This is a genomic window from Clostridium sp. SY8519 (assembly GCF_000270305.1).
GTDB lineage: Bacteria > Bacillota > Clostridia > Lachnospirales > Lachnospiraceae > SY8519.
The window spans coordinates 578,991-594,967 of record NC_015737.1; the positions used below are offsets into that span (position 1 = coordinate 578,991).

General features: G+C 53.3%; 13 protein-coding genes and 1 riboswitch. Of the genes, 5 read left to right on the plus strand and 8 right to left on the minus strand.

Annotated features, from left to right (window positions below):
* Entirely contained in the window at window positions 1-903 is a 903-nt protein-coding gene (locus CXIVA_RS02750) for a LysR family transcriptional regulator (protein WP_013976497.1), read from the minus strand.
* Between the two features lie 224 nt (window positions 904-1,127).
* Between CXIVA_RS02750 and CXIVA_RS02755 the strand changes: the two genes are divergently transcribed.
* The 3 genes from CXIVA_RS02755 (at window position 1,128) to CXIVA_RS02765 (ending at window position 4,252) form a co-directional block, all read left to right on the plus strand.
* Window positions 1,128-2,399 carry a threonine/serine exporter family protein gene (locus CXIVA_RS02755; RefSeq protein WP_013976498.1) on the plus strand — a complete coding sequence of 424 codons (1,272 nt, stop codon included), beginning with the start codon at window positions 1,128-1,130 and terminating at the stop codon, window positions 2,397-2,399.
* A gap of 74 nt (window positions 2,400-2,473) precedes the next feature.
* On the plus strand, window positions 2,474-3,250 hold the full coding sequence (locus CXIVA_RS02760) for an electron transfer flavoprotein subunit beta/FixA family protein (RefSeq protein WP_013976499.1): 777 nt from the start codon (window positions 2,474-2,476) through the stop codon (window positions 3,248-3,250).
* A 15-nt stretch (window positions 3,251-3,265) separates the two neighbouring features.
* On the plus strand, window positions 3,266-4,252 hold the full coding sequence (locus CXIVA_RS02765) for an electron transfer flavoprotein subunit alpha/FixB family protein (RefSeq protein ID WP_013976500.1): 987 nt from the start codon (window positions 3,266-3,268) through the stop codon (window positions 4,250-4,252).
* A 102-nt stretch (window positions 4,253-4,354) separates the two neighbouring features.
* Here CXIVA_RS02765 and CXIVA_RS02770 read toward each other — a convergent pair whose 3' ends face one another.
* The 4 genes from CXIVA_RS02770 to CXIVA_RS02785 all read right to left on the minus strand — a co-directional run bounded on the left by CXIVA_RS02770 (window position 4,355) and on the right by CXIVA_RS02785 (window position 8,920).
* Complete coding sequence (locus CXIVA_RS02770) at window positions 4,355-6,319, minus strand: fructose-bisphosphatase class III (RefSeq protein WP_013976501.1); 1,965 nt, start codon at window positions 6,317-6,319, stop codon at window positions 4,355-4,357.
* Window positions 6,320-6,354: 35 nt separating this feature from the next.
* Window positions 6,355-7,119, minus strand: a complete 765-nt coding sequence (gene dapB, locus CXIVA_RS02775; protein WP_013976502.1) for a 4-hydroxy-tetrahydrodipicolinate reductase — start codon at window positions 7,117-7,119, stop codon at window positions 6,355-6,357.
* An 85-nt stretch (window positions 7,120-7,204) separates the two neighbouring features.
* The gene (gene dapA, locus CXIVA_RS02780) at window positions 7,205-8,089 is read right to left on the minus strand and encodes a 4-hydroxy-tetrahydrodipicolinate synthase (RefSeq protein WP_013976503.1); all 885 of its coding nucleotides are present in this window, start codon (window positions 8,087-8,089) and stop codon (window positions 7,205-7,207) included.
* 102 nt (window positions 8,090-8,191) lie between these two features.
* Window positions 8,192-8,365: riboswitch (Lysine riboswitch) on the minus strand.
* 54 nt (window positions 8,366-8,419) lie between these two features.
* The gene (locus CXIVA_RS02785; RefSeq protein ID WP_013976504.1) at window positions 8,420-8,920 is read right to left on the minus strand and encodes an ATP--corrinoid adenosyltransferase; all 501 of its coding nucleotides are present in this window, start codon (window positions 8,918-8,920) and stop codon (window positions 8,420-8,422) included.
* A gap of 250 nt (window positions 8,921-9,170) precedes the next feature.
* On the opposite strand from CXIVA_RS02785, the gene typA reads away from it, so the two are divergent.
* Window positions 9,171-11,009: a translational GTPase TypA gene (gene typA, locus CXIVA_RS02790; protein WP_013976505.1), complete on the plus strand. Its 1,839-nt coding sequence runs from the start codon at window positions 9,171-9,173 to the stop codon at window positions 11,007-11,009.
* 148 nt (window positions 11,010-11,157) lie between these two features.
* Here typA and CXIVA_RS02795 read toward each other — a convergent pair whose 3' ends face one another.
* Together CXIVA_RS02795 and hisA are read right to left on the minus strand one after the other, a co-directional pair.
* The gene (locus CXIVA_RS02795; protein WP_013976506.1) at window positions 11,158-12,375 is read right to left on the minus strand and encodes an LL-diaminopimelate aminotransferase; all 1,218 of its coding nucleotides are present in this window, start codon (window positions 12,373-12,375) and stop codon (window positions 11,158-11,160) included.
* Between the two features lie 130 nt (window positions 12,376-12,505).
* Window positions 12,506-13,297 (minus strand): phosphoribosylformimino-5-aminoimidazole carboxamide ribotide isomerase, encoded by a 792-nt coding sequence (hisA, locus tag CXIVA_RS02800; RefSeq protein WP_041728261.1) that lies wholly within the window; start codon window positions 13,295-13,297, stop codon window positions 12,506-12,508.
* A gap of 336 nt (window positions 13,298-13,633) precedes the next feature.
* Here hisA and guaB point away from each other — a divergent pair, with 336 nt between their 5' ends.
* The gene (gene guaB / locus CXIVA_RS02805; protein WP_013976508.1) at window positions 13,634-15,091 is read left to right on the plus strand and encodes an IMP dehydrogenase; all 1,458 of its coding nucleotides are present in this window, start codon (window positions 13,634-13,636) and stop codon (window positions 15,089-15,091) included.
* A 155-nt stretch (window positions 15,092-15,246) separates the two neighbouring features.
* Here the strand turns inward: guaB and CXIVA_RS02810 are convergent, their stop codons facing one another.
* Window positions 15,247-15,882, minus strand: coding sequence for a hypothetical protein (locus tag CXIVA_RS02810; RefSeq protein ID WP_013976509.1), 636 nt, complete (start codon window positions 15,880-15,882; stop codon window positions 15,247-15,249).
* Window positions 15,883-15,977: the final 95 nt, after the last annotated feature.

Below are 15,977 nucleotides of genomic sequence, written 5' to 3' on the forward strand. Positions count from 1 at the left end.
TTATTCCAGATGCTGCTGCATAAAATCCGCGAGATTTCTGGCTTTTGTGGTATATTCCCCCATCTTCCACGCCATGCAGATCTGCGCCAGTTCCCGGTCCCCGGGCTGGGGATAAAATTTCAGGCTGTCTTCCATCCCGTTCATGATATCTTCATAGACAAACGTCACACACTTTCCGTTGACCAGCGCAATCTGCAGGTTGCTTTTGGACGTGTATTCCTTTATCCGCACATTCGTCAGCCCTTCATCATGTTCCAGACGCTGCTGCAGGCGCAGTTTGTGGTCCAGGGAAACACTGGGGGAAAGCACGCCCCACACTTCGTCTTTCAGATCCGCAAATTTCAGATTCCTGCGGGAGGCACAGGGATGATTCTGGGAAATCACGATTCCGATCTCTGTTCTGCCAAAGGGAAGGGGACGGATATACAGATCCCTGGTTTTTTCCAGTTCGGACTGGAACGTAATCAGCAGATCCAGCTTCCCCTCATCCATCCATTCCAGCGCAGTATTCACCGGAAGCACCCGGTACTCCACTTCCAGTTCCGGATTTTCCCTGCTGAAGGAGAGAATCGTCCCTGCCAGGCGCTGCTCATCATAACTGCTGAACCCGCCCAGGCCGATGCGCAGCCGCTGATTGTCCGGATGGGTACTGTCCCGGATCCGGTCGATCAGGGTCTGGTGCTGACGGAGGAGCTCACTTTCCACTTCATAAAACAGTCTGCCCTGTTCCGTCAGAACCACACCGGTATTTCTGCGCTGAAACAGTTTTACCCCCAGTTCATTTTCCAGTGATCTGATCTGCCGGCTGACGGTCTGCTGACTGATAAACAGATGCATCGCCGCCTTTGAAAAACTCCCTGTTCCCGCCGCTTCTACGAAGCACGCGATCTGTGCGATTGTCATATTGCTGTTCCTCCTGTCTTCTGTGGTTCCCGGTTTCTTTTACTTTACCACAAAACCATGCCCCGGCAAAATGCGCCGCCCCTTTTCCCGAGATCTCCCGGTACAGCCGTTCCGCTTCACCGGTAAATGGAATTTTACCTGAAATCCGGTTGAACTCTATCCCCCAACGCGGTAAGATCCATAGCAGAGAGAGCATCGGGCCCTGCCCGGGAAAGAGGGGGAAAATGAAAAAATATCTGATGGGAGACTCACAGCGGGAACTGCTGGACGCCACGCTGGAACTCGGCCGCCGCATGGTCCAGTCCGGCGCGGAAGTCCGCCGGGTGGAGGATACGATCCGCCGGGTGCTGCGGGCCTATCACGCCAAATCCGTGGAAGTATTTTCGATCTCTTCCATGGTACTGTGCACGGTGCGCTACGCAGACGGAACCATCTGGACCCAGAGCAAACGGATCATCGGCTATGGCGTCAATCTGCGCAAACTGGAGCTGTACAACGCCCTGGCCCGGGAGATCTGCCGCACGCCGCTTTCCCCCCAGGAATTCCGTTTCCGCCTGCAGGAAATTGCCCGCAGCAGAAACAGGGACTGGGTGGATGCGGCCTGCTACATGCTCAGCGCAGGCTCCATGGCTCCCTTTTTCGGGGGCAATCTCGCAGACGCGCTGGCAGCGGCCCTCCTGGGACTGGTTGTCTTTATTTTTGACCGCTTCCTGAAAACGCCGAAAACCAACACCATCGTCTATACGCTTTTCGCCTGCCTGGTCAGCGGCCTGCTGTCCATCGGTTTCGTGCGGATCGGACTGGGCACCCATTTAGATAAAATACTGATTTCCGTAGTCTTCCTGTTTATCCCCACCCTTGCCTTCTGCAACTCCATCAAGGATATGCTCTACGGCGATATTCTGACCGGCATGTACCGTCTGGTGGAGGCGCTGCTGATCGCCACGGCGCTGACCGCCGGCTTCTTTCTCGCCAAACTGCTGCTGCACAGCGTCAGCGTCCCGGTTCCCAGCATTCCCATCAATATCATTCCGTGGCCGGAGCAGCTGGTTCTGGCATTTCTGGGTTCCCTGGGGTTTTCCGTTTACTTCCGGATCCAGCGGAAACGCATCCTGGAAGCCGCTGTGGGCGGCATACTGGGCTGGATTGTCTATCTGCTGGTGGACTATGTCAGCGGCAGTCTTTTCCTCTCCAACGCGGCTGCAGCCATGGCCATTGAATGCTACGCGGAAGCCGCGGCCCGGCTGTGGAAAGCCCCGGCCAATATTTTCCTGATTCCGGCTGTCGTTCCGCTTCTCCCCGGCGCCAGCTTCTACCGCTGTATCAACGGTCTGATGGGGGATAACCTTTCCCAGTGCTACGACGCCGCCAAAAGCCTGTTTCTTACTACTGCAGGCATAGAAATCGGGTTCCTGCTGGCCTTTATTGTGTTTTTCCGCTCCGTCCAGTTCTTCCGAGAAGGCCTGCGCTTCTACCGGACAGAACGGCAAAGATGAAGAAACCGCTTGTCTCAGCCCCCATATTGTTCTAAGATGTATTCAGAACGATTGAAAAGAAAGGAGACCCCCCTATGAAATGTCTTGTTCTCATCAAAGAAGTCCCAAGTGTTTCAGAAATACGCATTGACCCGTCTACCCACACCATCGACCGTGAGAATGTCTCCCGGATCATCAACCCGGCAGATCTGCATGCCGTAGAGGCGGCGCTGACCCTGGCCTCCGCCGCGGACGACGAAGTCACAGCCATTACCATGGGTCCGGACAGTTCCGAGACCATCCTCCGGGAAGTGCTGGGCATGGGCGTCAAACGCGCCTTCCGCATCACAGATCCCCAGCTTGCCGGCGCGGACACGCTGGTGACCGCACGGGCACTGGCGGCTGCCGCAGAGCAGACCGGCCCCTATGACGCGATTTTCTGCGGCGCCCGCTCTGTTGACGGCGCCACCGCCCAGATTCCGGGCAAAATCGGCGCCTTAGCGGGCGTCGGCATTCTTACCCAGGCGGCGAAAATGGAAATCACTGACACCGGCCTGACGATCATGCGCAAAGCCGGCGCCGGCTACGAACAGCTTTCCGCTGATTTCCCCCTGATCTGCTCCGTCACCGAAGATCTGAACAAACCCCGCGGGGTCAACATCAAAGGCAAGCTGGCCGCGAAAAAAGTGGAAATTCCCGTCCTGGACGCCGCTTCTCTCGGCCTGTCGCCGGAGCAGTTAAAAAGCCCGTCCCAGGTACTGGCCCTCTTCCCTCCGATTCGTCCGGACCGGGGTATCTTTATTCAGGGAAATGACGATGAACAAAAGGCAGAGACCCTGACCGACCTTCTGCTGGACAAGAATTATTTTTAAAAGGAGGGCTTTGTTATGACCAATCATAATATCTGGGTTATTTTTGAACTGACCAATCACACACCGAAACGCGTCAGCCTGGAACTGATGCAGAAGGCTTCGGACCTGGCCCGGGAAGCGGGACAGAAGGCAGTGGCCGTCATCGTGGACAGCGCACCCGCCGATGCCGCTGCAGCGGCTTTCGCCAATGGTGCGGACGAAGTCATCACCAATGCCAGTGACAGCTGCTTCGAAGACATCTGTTACATCACAGAAAAACTGGCCGCAGAGAATGCCCCGCTAGCCATTCTCATCGGATCCACAAACTTCGGCCATGACCTTTCCGCTGCCCTGTCAGCCCGCTGCGGCATGGGCCTGGCTGCCGACTGCACCGATGTGATTCTTTCCATCCAGGAAAGCGGCAGTGTGATCAACTGGATCCGTCCGTCCTATGACGGCAAACTGAATACCAATATTTCCATCAGCGCCTTCCCCCAGATCGGCACCTTCCGTCCGGGTACGCTGAAAGCTTCCGAGGATTTTCCGGCAAAGGCTCCCGGCGCGGTTACCGACGCAGCCATCGAAGTGCCTGCTTCGGTACGCCTGACCCGCTTCCTGGGATTTATCCCGGATGACGAACTGATGAAAACCAATATCGAAGACGCGGACATCCTGATTTCCGGCGGACGCGGCATGGGAAGCAAAGAAGCCTTCGACCAGCTCTTCGAACTGGCCAGACTGGTGGACGGCAATGTGGCCGCCAGCCGGGCAGCGGTCGATGAAGGCTGGACCGACAGGGACCGCCAGGTAGGCATTACCGGCAAGACCGTCACCCCTAAGCTCTATCTCGCCTTCGGTATTTCCGGCGCGGAACCCCATGTGGCGGGCATGAAAGAATCTGACGTCATTGTGGCGGTCAATACCGATCCCCAGGCGCCGATTTTTGATCTGGCCCACTATGGTGTAGTGGCGGATCTCCACAAGGTAATTCCCGTTATGATCGACAAGCTGAAAAACCGCTGATCATCCCCAGCAGTTTCTGACAGCATTTCATCTGACAGCGCCGGGGCATCCGGCCGCCATGATTCCTCATGGACGGCGGATGCCCCGGTATTTTTTTGCTTCTTATTCTTTTTCCAGGATTTCGCCGCTGCGGTATGCCTGCAGAAGCTGCTCCAGTTCTTCGATATTTTCCTGTAATACCTTGCCGGTATCCGTATCTCCGACCCGCTTGCGCTGGATGACGCCCTGTTTCAGGATAATCTCGGATTCCACATCCTGTTCCTTTAACACCGTGTCCTCCAGTGACAGGAAGGGCTGGTGGGCCGTAAGGATCAGTCCGTAGGAATTGTACGTCAGGGTATAACCTGCCAGTCCGGTGGTCTTCTGATATGCCTTGGAAAAACCGCCGTCTATGACAAGCACCTTGCCGCCGCATTTGGCGGGAGACTCTCCCTTCTTTGCCTTCACCGGCATATGGCCGTTGATAATATGGGAATCTTCGGAAGTCAGCCCGAATTCGTGTAGGATCCGGTTCACCACTTCTTTCTTCTCATACAGATGATAGTATGGATTCTTCGGCTCTTCGTGGGTTCGTTTGTCCGCGATGAAATAGCGTTCAAACGTGGTCATCTTATCTTTGCCAAACACCGGCGATTCCTTGTTTTTCCAGATAAACCAGAGAATATCCTGTCCCCGTTTCTTTTCTTCCGGATCTGTGGAAAAATATCCCCGGCGCGCATAAAAATCAAGGATGTCATACAGTGCCTTGCCCTTGTATTTTTTGCCGTAGATCTCCACCTCATTGAAGGTTCCGTCTTCCTTCAGCGGCACACACCCGTGAAACAGAAGATTTCCATTATATACTTTATACAGACTTCCCTTTTTGTAAAGGAACCGGATGTGCTCCTGCAGCCGCACACTGCCTTCAAAACTTGCCCGCAGCCGCCGGACCACTTCTTCCTCTTCCGGGGAAAGCTTGTAGGGATCCTTGGGATCCATCGTAGGGAAATTCGTATCTGTCAGCGGATACTCCACGCCATAGCACAGAACAGTGCCTTTCTTTAAATCAATTTTTTCCATGAGCAGGCGGTCATCCATATGGAACTCCGGATGCTTGCGGATCAGCTGTCCTTCCACTTTAAACTGAATGATGGCGATGGCTTTGTGCATCTTTTCATCCAGGCTCCGGTTCGTCTGATCATAGTCTTCATCATCCACGGTCAGATGGAAGGCCTTGCAGGGATCATTGGCGTAAACCTTCAGCGCCAGCTGGGCCAGCGGCAGAAGGTTGATGCCGTAATTGTCCTCCAGGATGGACAGATTGCCGTATTTGGCAGAGATCCGCAGCATGTTGCACATGCAGGCCTCGCTGCCGGCCGCTGCCCCCATCCAGATGATGTCATGATTGCCCCACTGAATATCCAGGGAGTGGTGCTTCATCAGTTCGTCCATAATCAGGTGGGGATACTGGCCACGGTCAAAGATATCCCCTAAAACATGCAGATGGTCAATGACAAACCGGCGGATCAGCTTGCAGAAATCTATGATCATTTCATCGGCCCGCCGGGTCTCGATGACAGAATTCACAATCTGCTGATAGTACGCCTCCTGGTCCGCAATATCGGTTCTGCCGTTCATCAGCTCGTCCATGATATAGGCAAAATCCTTGGGCATGGCCTTACGCACTTTGGATCTGGTGTACTTGCTGGCGGCCTGTCTGCAGACTCTGCAGAGTCTTAAAATCGTCACCCGGTACCAGTCTTCCAGTTCCTCTTTGTCTGTAATCTGCTTCTCAATCTGCCGGATCTTCAGTTCCGGATAGTAGATCAGCATAGAGAGCTGACGCTTCTCCACCACAGACAGGGACACCCCAAATTCGTCCTCGATCTTGCGGCGGACTGCGCCGGAACCGTTATTCATAATGTGGATAAACTGCTCGTACTCCCCGTGCAGATCGGAAATAAAATGCTCCGTCCCCTTCGGAAGGCTCAGGATTGCTTTCAGATTGATGATCTCAGTGGCCGCAGAGGAAATACTCGGGTACTGGTTGGACAGTACTTTCAGATATTTCAGTTCATGTTTGTTCAATGGTAACCCCCGTAAAAATAATCTCTTTTCCGCTGTCAGGAACGTGCCGCGATCACATCGCTCATGTCATAGTAGCCGGCCGGCTTTCCCTTCAGGAACTTGGCCGCTTCAATGGCTCCCTTGCCGAAAATAGCCCGGGAATAAGCGGTATGCTTAAAGGTGATCACTTCATCCATGCCGGCGAAAATCACTTCATGTTCTCCTACAATATTGCCGCCGCGCACAGCCTGAATGCCGATCTCATGGGGATCCCTGGCCTTGCGCTCCCGGCTTCTGTCCAGTTTGTATTCATAGGCATTGTCCAGCGCCTCATTCATGGAGGCTGCCAGCGCCAGCGCAGTGCCGCTGGGGGCATCCAGCTTTCTGTGGTGATGCTTTTCCACAATCTCCATGTCAAATCCTGCCGGTGCCAGTGTTCTGGCGGCGGTCTTTAACAGCGCCATCAGCGTATTGACGCCCAGTGACATATTGGCGGATTTCAGCACGGCCACCTTTTTGGCAGTCTCTGTTACCAGATCTTCCTGTTCCTTGGAAAGTCCCGTCGTGCATACAACGACCGGGATCTGTTTTTCCGCGCTGTATGCCAGCAGGCTGTCAATGCAGCTGACATGGGAAAAGTCTATGATCGCGTCCGCCTCCGCGTCGCACTCCGCGATGGTGCGGAATACGGGAAAGCCGTTCTGTGCTTCCCCGCTGATATCAATACCTGCCACAATCTCTGTATCCGAATCTTCCTGGCACAGTCCGGCAATCACCTGTCCCATATGGCCGTTGCAGCCGTTCATGATAATTCTAGTCATTCTTTCCTCGTCCTCCTTGGTTTATGATATAATTTTACCCCCGCGGATATGCGGGGGCAAGTATTTTCTTTGATCGGGGCTGCTGTTACAGCAGGCCGAATCTGGTCATTTCTGTTTTTAACTGTTCTCTGTGTTCTGCAGACAGCTCATACAGGGGCGCCCGCAGCGGGCCTGCCTTCATGCCCATGAGATCCATGGCGGATTTCACCGGGATCGGATTTACCTCACAGAACAGCGCGTTGATCAGCGGGATGGCATCCAGCTGCATTTTCGCGGATTTTTTTACATTTCCCTGCAGAAATTCGGTAACCATATCATGGGTGTACTGAGGCGCGATATTGCACAGCACGGAGATCACGCCGAGGCCGCCCAGGGAAAGCAGCGGAACCACCTGGTCATCATTGCCGGAATACAGTTCCAGATTGCCGTCACACAGGTTCATCATCTGAGCCGCCTGGGACAGATTGCCGGTGGCGTCTTTGATTCCCACAATCGCGTCGTTTCTCTTTACCAGCTCGGCCACTGTCTCCGGCTGGATGTTGCATCCGGTTCTGGACGGTACATTATACAGAATGATCGGTGTTTTGACTTCCTCCGCAATCGCCGAATAGTGGCGGATCAGTCCGTTCTGTGTGGCTTTATTATAATAGGGGGTCACAATCAGCAGACCGTCCACACCGTCCGCTTCCGCCTGTCTGGACAGTTCGATGGCTGTCCGGGTGCAGTTGGAACCGGTTCCTGCCACAACGGGAATTCTGTGTCTGGTGAAATCCACGGCGGCTTTCACTACTTTCATGTGTTCTTCTTCGCTTAACGTGGAGCCCTCGCCGGTGGTACCAGCGATGACGATGCAGTCACACCCGTGCTCCACCTGGTAGTCAATGTTCTCCTGCAGACCGTCATAGTCCACCTCATAATTGTCTTTCATCGGTGTGACAATTGCGACTGCTGCTCCTGTAAAAATAGGCATTATTTTCTCCTCCTCCGGAAATATTTACATAAAAAAAACGGCACATCCATGTGCCTATCTATCAGAATATGACACCGCCTGCAAATGGCGGTATTTCCATAATCCTGCGATAGCGCTCCATCGATCTCGATGACAGTCACTGAATTATTCATCCAGTGCCCAAGGAATCCCATGACAGGCTGTTATCCTTTCGGCGCTTTCCCCTTTCGAAGAGCTTCTCCTGCACCTGCTGCATCCGCTCCCCTACTCTTGAATCGCGCGACCTCTATCCGTTTCTATTAATAAGATATAGTACAGAATATCACCAGGCCGCGCGGCTGTCAACCCGGATTATTCCACATCCTGTCCGTCCTGCCGGCAGGTTTTCAGTTCATAGACACAGGGGATGCGGGATTTTAACGCCTCATCCAGCTTCTGCCCCGTCACAATCACCTGCATGTGCTCTTCACCGGAACCGGCCAGTTCCAGCAGCTCATCCGCCGTAATGATTCCATGGTCCACCAGTCCCAGCACTTCATCCAGGATCAGGATGTCGCACTCGCCGATCTGAAGCACTTTTTTGGCATAATTCAGGCCGTTCTTCATATTCATTACTTCATCGTTCCGGCATTCCGGCGGAAGCTCTTCAAACAGTTCCTTTGATTTCTGAAAACGAAAACAGCGGATCTCCGGCTCCAGACGGGTCAGATAGTCGAACACTTCGTCATCTCTCTGTTTCAGAAAACCGATGATGATCACAGACGCGCCCCTGGCAGCCTGCGTCACGGCATAGCCAAGCGCGGCGGCGGTTTTTCCTCTGCCATTGCCGAAATAAGCTCTGATATTGCTCATGGTTCCTGCCCCCCATATCTCTCCTGCATTCACTGCTCCGGCTAAAGTATCACATTTTGCGCAAAAAGGCAACCGGAAATAAACATTGCCTTTCTGCAGTTGCGTGATATAATAAACCAGTTAGGCAACTGTCTGTCCGGAACTTCCGTCAGGGAGGCACAGCGCTTTTCTGTTCCGGCCCGGACCCGGCAGCCGCCTGGATTCCAATTGATCAACAATTCCTCAGCAGTCAGGAAAGAAGGTTAACGATATGATTCAGAAAAGAGAAGATGTAAGGAACATCGCCATCATCGCCCATGTCGACCACGGCAAAACCACCCTGGTGGACGAACTGCTCAAGCAGTCCGGCGTGTTCCGTGAAAACCAGGAAGTACAGGAGCGTGTCATGGATTCCAATGATATCGAGCGGGAGCGCGGTATCACCATTCTCTCCAAAAACACCGCCGTATTTTATAAAGGCACCAAAATCAACATCATCGACACCCCGGGCCATGCCGATTTCGGCGGTGAAGTGGAGCGTGTCCTGAAAATGGTCAACGGTGTCGTCCTGGTGGTGGACGCGTTCGAAGGCGCCATGCCCCAGACCAAATTTGTACTGATGAAAGCACTGGCCCTGGATCTGCCGGTTATCGTCTGCATCAACAAAATCGACCGTCCGGAAGCCCGCCCCACCGAAGTCGTGGACGAAGTCCTGGAGCTTTTAATGGATCTGGATGCTTCTGACGAACAGCTGGACTGCCCGTTCCTGTTTGCTTCCGCCAAAAACGGCTACGCAATGCGCAGTCCGGAAGATGAGCCTAAGGATATGGTTCCTCTTTTTGAAACCATCATTGACCATATCCCGGCACCGGAGGGTGATCCGGATGCCAGCACCCAGGTGCTGATTTCCACCATTGACTACAATGAATACGTCGGACGGATCGGCGTCGGCAAAGTAGACAACGGATGCCTCCGGATCAATCAGGACGCTGTCCTGGTCAACCACCACGATCCGGACAAACAGAAGAAAGTCCGCATCAGCAAACTGTATGAATTCGACGGATTAAATAAGGTAGAAGTCAAAGAAGCACGGATCGGATCCATTGTGGCAATCTCCGGAATTGCCGATATCCACATCGGCGATACCATCTGTGATCCGGAAAACCCGACGGCTATTCCCTTCCAGAAGATTTCGGAACCCACGATTTCCATGAATTTCATCGTCAACGACAGTCCCCTGGCCGGCCAGGAGGGAAAATATATTACCTCCCGCCATATCCGCGACCGTCTCTTCCGGGAGCTGAACACCGATGTTTCGCTCCGGGTGGAGGAAACCGACAGCCCGGACAGCTTCAAAGTATCCGGCCGCGGGGAACTGCATCTGTCTGTCCTGATTGAAAACATGCGGCGGGAAGGATTTGAATTTGCCGTCAGCAAAGCAGAAGTTCTCTACCACACCGATGAAAACGGCAAAAAAACCGAACCCATGGAGCTGGCGTATGTGGATGTCCCGGATGAATTCACCGGCGCGGTCATCGAAAAACTCAGCCAGCGCAAAGGCGAGCTTCTGAACATGGGCAGCATTTCCGGCGGATATACCCGTCTGGAGTTCCGGATTCCTTCCCGGGGACTCATCGGCTACCGGGGAGAATTCATGACCGACACCAAAGGAAACGGCATCATCAATACTATCTTTGACGGTTACGCCCCCTACCGCGGCGATATTTCCTACCGCAAGCAGGGTTCCCTGATTGCGTTTGAACCGGGAGAATCCGTCACCTACGGTCTGTTCTCCGCCCAGGACCGCGGTACACTGTTCATCGGACCGGGTGAAAAAGTGTACTCCGGTATGGTCATCGGCCAGTGCTCCCGCCAGGAGGATATCGAGTTAAATGTCTGCAAGAAGAAACATCTGACCAACACCAGAACTTCCAGCTCCGACGAAGCCCTGACGCTGACTCCTCCGAAAATCCTGAGTCTGGAACAGGCGCTGGATTTCATCGACACCGACGAGCTGCTGGAAGTCACACCGCAGAGCCTCCGGATCCGCAAGAAAATCCTGGATCCCACCCTGCGCAAACGTGCCTCTTTCAGCAAAAAGAACTCCTGACGCATGTACGTCTGTCCATCCAGTCTGTCCGGCTGATGCGGACAGAGCCGGAAACAGCAGAAAACCGGCGGCGCCGCTTCCTTCTGGAAGCCGGCGCCGCCGGTTTTCTGCTGTCTGAAATCATGTTCCATGATTCCGGACGGTTGATTTATTTCATTGCTTTGAACCGTTCCAGGGCTGCCAGCGTATTCTCATACGTACCAAACGCGGTCAGCCGGAAGTATCCTTCTCCGCTGGGGCCGAATCCGGATCCCGGTGTACCCACGATGTTTACCTCATTCAGCAGGTAATCGAAGAACTCCCAGGAAGTCATCTGATCCGGTGTCTTCATCCAGATATACGGCGCGTTGATTCCGCCATAGACCTCAAAGCCCGCATCTGCCAGACCTTTGCGGATGGTGGCGGCATTCTTCATGTAATAGCCCACCTGTTCTCTGATCTGTGCCTTTCCTTCCGGTGTGTAGACAGCCTCGCCGGCACGCTGTACGATGTACGGCGCTCCGTTGAATTTAGTCCCGTGGCGGCGTGCCCACATAGCATTCAGAGAAGCGTCGCCGCATTTTAAGTCTTTCGGCACTACCGTGAAGCCAAGACGCACGCCGGTAAATCCTGCGTTTTTGGAAAAACTGCGGATCTCGATGGCGCAGGTTCTGGCGCCTTCACACTCATAGATCGAATGGGGAACATTTTCTTCTGTAATATAAGCCTCATAGGCCGCGTCAAAGATAATCACAGCGCCCACGCGGTTGGCGTAATCCACCCAGTCCTGCAGCTGGTCTTTGGTCAGTGTGGTTCCTGTCGGGTTGTTCGGCAGGCACAGATAGATCAGGTCCGGTGTTTCCTTCGGGAATTCCGGAACAAAGCCGTTTTCTCTGGTGGTCGGCATGTAAATCACATTGCTCCAGGTCTCGGTCTCCGCATTGTATACCCCGGTTCTGCCTGCCATTACGTTGGAATCCACATAAACCGGATAAACCGGATCGCATACCGCGATACGGCTGTCTTCGCTGAAGAGTTCCTGAATATTGCCGGAATCGCTCTTGGCGCCGTCTGATACGAATACTTCGTCTTCGTATACTTCACAGCCTCTGGCTTTATAGTCATTGGCCACGATCGCGCTTCTCAGGAAATCATAGCCGAGATCCGGCGCGTATCCCCGGAATGTCTCCGCTTTGCCCATCTCATCTACCGCGCCGTGCAGTGCCTGGATAATCGCGGGCACCAGCGGCTGTGTCACATCGCCGATTCCCAGGCGGATCAGCTCTTTCTCCGGATGCGCCTCCTGATATTCCGCAACTTTTTTCGCAATTGTACTGAACAGATAGCTTCCCGGAAGCTTCAGATAGTTTTCATTTACCTTGAACATACGATTCTCCTTTACTCCGTCCTATTCGTATTTATACGCCACACATCTTAACACAGCTGTTCTGTGAAAAAAAGGCATACCGAAAATGTCTACCGGTATACAATTATACAATCCCGGCCTTTCCCCTGCCTCACGGTCTGACCACCGGCTCCCTGACTGCCCGAAGCACCTCGTCATAACGCATATTCCCGCCGAAGAGATCCAGGGCGCTGCCAATTGTCACATTGACATGGTTCTGTCCCAGTTCCTTCAGCCGGGCCAGGTCCCGGAAACTGCCGACACCGCCCGCGTAGGTAACCGGTATCCGGTTCCAGGCGCCAAGCATGGCTGCCAGGTCTTCTTCGATCCCGGATGCCCTGCCTTCCACATCCACCGCGTGGATCAGGAATTCATCCGCATATTCTGCCAGCCGGTCCAGAAGCTCTGCCGTCACCTTTTCCCTGGTAAACTTCTGCCAGCGGTCCGTCACGATATAATAGGCGCCGTCTCTTTTCCTGCAGCTTAAATCCAGCACCAGATGCTCTCTGCCTGTGACTGCCAGCAGTTTTTCCAGGTTTTCATAATTTACGGTTCCGTCATGAAATACATAGGAAGTGACGATCACATGGCTGGCGCCTGCCTCCAGGAATTCCCGGGCATTCTCCGGATTGATTCCCCCGCCCGCCTGCAGTCCGCCGGGATAAGCCCGGAGTGCTGCCAGGGCCTGCTGCTTCGTCGCTTCATAATATTCGGAATCCTTTCCATTCAGCAGAATAACATGTCCGCCACGGATACCGTCTTTTTTGTAAAAATCCGCAAAAAACACACTGTCCTGCTCCGCGACAAAATTCTCTGCCGCCCGGTCCCCTTCATCCCGCAGACTGCCGCCTACGATCTGTTTTACTTTCCCATTGTGAATATCAATGCATGGTCGAAATTCCACATCTGTCTCCTGTTCGTTTTCTGTTTGTTTTTCTCCCATTCTACCGTACCGCCGCGGCATGCGCAAGAGTTCCGTTCCCCGCCGTCTGTCCGCCTGCCGCGGACAGGGTGCCTCCTTCATGGACTTTTGGAAGATTGCATTATTTTCATAGGAAATGCAAAAAAAGCTTGTCCGATTTTTCCAATTGTTTTCAATAAAAAAACACAGTATACTAGAAGTAATACGAAGCGGACGGATTTTACCTGAATATTCACACAGCCGGACACGAATCATCGTTCCGGCAGAATAAAAAGCCGTCCTTCACTGACTGACAGGAGAATTTAGGAGGAATATAACATGGCAAAAATCATTGGCGAGGGAATTACTTTTGATGACGTTCTTTTAGTTCCGGCATACTCAGAAGTGACACCAAATATGGTAGACATCTCTACTTATCTCACCAAAAAGATCAAATTAAACATCCCTATGATGAGTGCGAGTATGGATACTGTTACGGAGCATCGTATGGCAATTGCCATGGCGCGCCAGGGCGGCATCGGCATCATCCACAAAAACATGTCCATCACTGCCCAGGCAGAAGAAGTGGACAAAGTAAAACGCTCCGAAAACGGCGTCATTACCGATCCTTTTTCCCTTTCCGCGGATCATACCCTGCAGGACGCAGATGATCTGATGGCCAAATTCCGTATATCCGGCGTTCCGATTACTGATAACGAAGGCAAGCTGGTGGGAATCATCACCAACCGTGACTTAAAGTTCGAAACCGACTTCTCCAAAAAAATCAGTGAATCCATGACCAGCGAAGGTCTGATCACCGCGCAGGAAGGCATCACCCTGGACGAAGCCAAAAAGATCCTCGCCAAAGCCAGAAAAGAAAAACTTCCCATCGTTGATGTAAACTTCCACTTAAAGGGCCTGATCACCATCAAAGACATCGAAAAACAGATCAAATATCCCCTTTCCGCCAAGGATGACCAGGGAAGACTGCTCTGCGGTGCCGGCGTAGGCATCACCCATGATATGATGGACCGTGTGGACGCCCTGGTGGGCGCCAATGTAGACGCCATTGTCGTGGATTCCGCCCACGGACATTCCAAGAATATCCTGGACGCTGTATCCCGGATCAAAAACAAATATCCGGATCTTCAGATTATCGCCGGCAACGTTGCCACCGGCGAGGCAACGGAAGCCCTGATCCAGGCAGGCGCTGACTGTGTCAAAGTCGGCATCGGCCCCGGCTCCATCTGCACGACCCGTGTGGTTGCCGGTATCGGTGTGCCGCAGATTTCTGCCATTATGGACTGCTACGCCGTAGCCAAAAAATACGATATCCCGATCATCGCGGACGGCGGCATCAAATACTCCGGCGATCTGACCAAAGCCCTGGCAGCAGGCGCCAGCGTATGCATGATGGGTTCCCTCTTCGCAGGCTGCGACGAGGCTCCCGGCGAATTCGAACTGTATCAGGGACGGAAATACAAAGTATACCGCGGTATGGGTTCCCTGGCTGCCATGGAAAACGGCTCCAAAGACCGGTATTTCCAGGAAGACGCCCGCAAGCTGGTTCCGGAAGGCGTCGAAGGCCGTGTCGCTGCCAAAGGCAGTGTGGAAGATACCATCTTCCAGATGATCGGCGGTATCCGTTCCGGTATGGGCTACTGCGGAGCCAAAGATATTCCTACTCTGACAAAGACCAGCCACTTCGTCAAGATCTCCGCGGCTGCGCTTCGTGAATCTCATCCTCATGACATTCACATTACGAAAGAAGCACCGAACTACAGCATCGAAGAGTAATCAGCCGCTGTGCCGATTCCTTCCCGGATCATAGACAGGGGCTGTGAGAAATCACAGCCCCCAAAAATAAAGGGCATGGGAAAAATGATTTTTCCCATGCCCTTCGTTATTATTTTATTTACCTTCGAAATCTTCCGGCCGCCAGAACTGTCGCATTATGAACCGCTGCTGTCTGAGCTGCTGCCCGAACTGCTCCCACTGCCGGAGCTGCTTCCGCTGCCGGAACTGTTTCCGCTGTCAGGGGCAGTCGGTGCTTTTCCCGATGGTTTTTCCATCTGAATCCCTTCTTTTACCGATTTTACATCATCGCCGTCCATGGTAATCGTAACATAATCGCCCCTGGCAATATCACTGATATCAACGCTGTCACCCACCGTCACTTTCATCGTTTCATCCGACAGTGTCACCATGTCGCTGGGATCCATCGTTCCCGGCGCTTTTCCATCTGTGTTTTTTCCTGATTTTCCGGTATCTGAACTGCTGCTGTCCGAGCTGCTTCCGCTGCCGGAGCTGTTACTGCTGTCCAAGCTGCCTTCCTTTGCTCCGTTCGGGGCGTCTTTCGGTTTGTTCAGTTTCGCCACCTGGATGGTAATGGTACTGCCGTCAACTTTTGTGACTTTTCCATACACGGTATCAGAATCCGATGTCTTCTCTGAAGAAGTTTCGCCGGAAGAGGAAGCGGATGTGCCTCCGGATGAGCCGGAAGAGGACGAGGCCGTTCCACAGCCTGCGGCCAGTATTCCCACCAAAGCGGTACATCCGATGAGAGCAAATGCTTTTTTTAACTTCATAGGTATCTCCTTTCCTCACAGGAATGTATAATTCCTTCCTGTAATCATGAAATCTATCGGGTGAATGCCTACAAAGTACTACCGGAATATGGAGC

Bases quoted from the DNA above. Each gene is read 5' to 3' on its own strand.
- CXIVA_RS02750 (WP_013976497.1), bottom strand. From the start codon at position 903: ATGACAATCGCACAGATCGCGTGCTTCGTAGAAGCGGCGGGAACAGGG.
- CXIVA_RS02755 (WP_013976498.1), top strand. From the start codon at position 1,128: ATGAAAAAATATCTGATGGGAGACTCACAGCGGGAACTGCTGGACGCC.
- CXIVA_RS02760 (WP_013976499.1), top strand. From the start codon at position 2,474: ATGAAATGTCTTGTTCTCATCAAAGAAGTCCCAAGTGTTTCAGAAATA.
- CXIVA_RS02765 (WP_013976500.1), top strand. From the start codon at position 3,266: ATGACCAATCATAATATCTGGGTTATTTTTGAACTGACCAATCACACA.
- dapB (WP_013976502.1), bottom strand. From the start codon at position 7,119: ATGACTAGAATTATCATGAACGGCTGCAACGGCCATATGGGACAGGTG.
- dapA (WP_013976503.1), bottom strand. From the start codon at position 8,089: ATGCCTATTTTTACAGGAGCAGCAGTCGCAATTGTCACACCGATGAAA.
- CXIVA_RS02785 (WP_013976504.1), bottom strand. From the start codon at position 8,920: ATGAGCAATATCAGAGCTTATTTCGGCAATGGCAGAGGAAAAACCGCC.
- typA (WP_013976505.1), top strand. From the start codon at position 9,171: ATGATTCAGAAAAGAGAAGATGTAAGGAACATCGCCATCATCGCCCAT.
- CXIVA_RS02795 (WP_013976506.1), bottom strand. From the start codon at position 12,375: ATGTTCAAGGTAAATGAAAACTATCTGAAGCTTCCGGGAAGCTATCTG.
- guaB (WP_013976508.1), top strand. From the start codon at position 13,634: ATGGCAAAAATCATTGGCGAGGGAATTACTTTTGATGACGTTCTTTTA.
- CXIVA_RS02810 (WP_013976509.1), bottom strand. From the start codon at position 15,882: ATGAAGTTAAAAAAAGCATTTGCTCTCATCGGATGTACCGCTTTGGTG.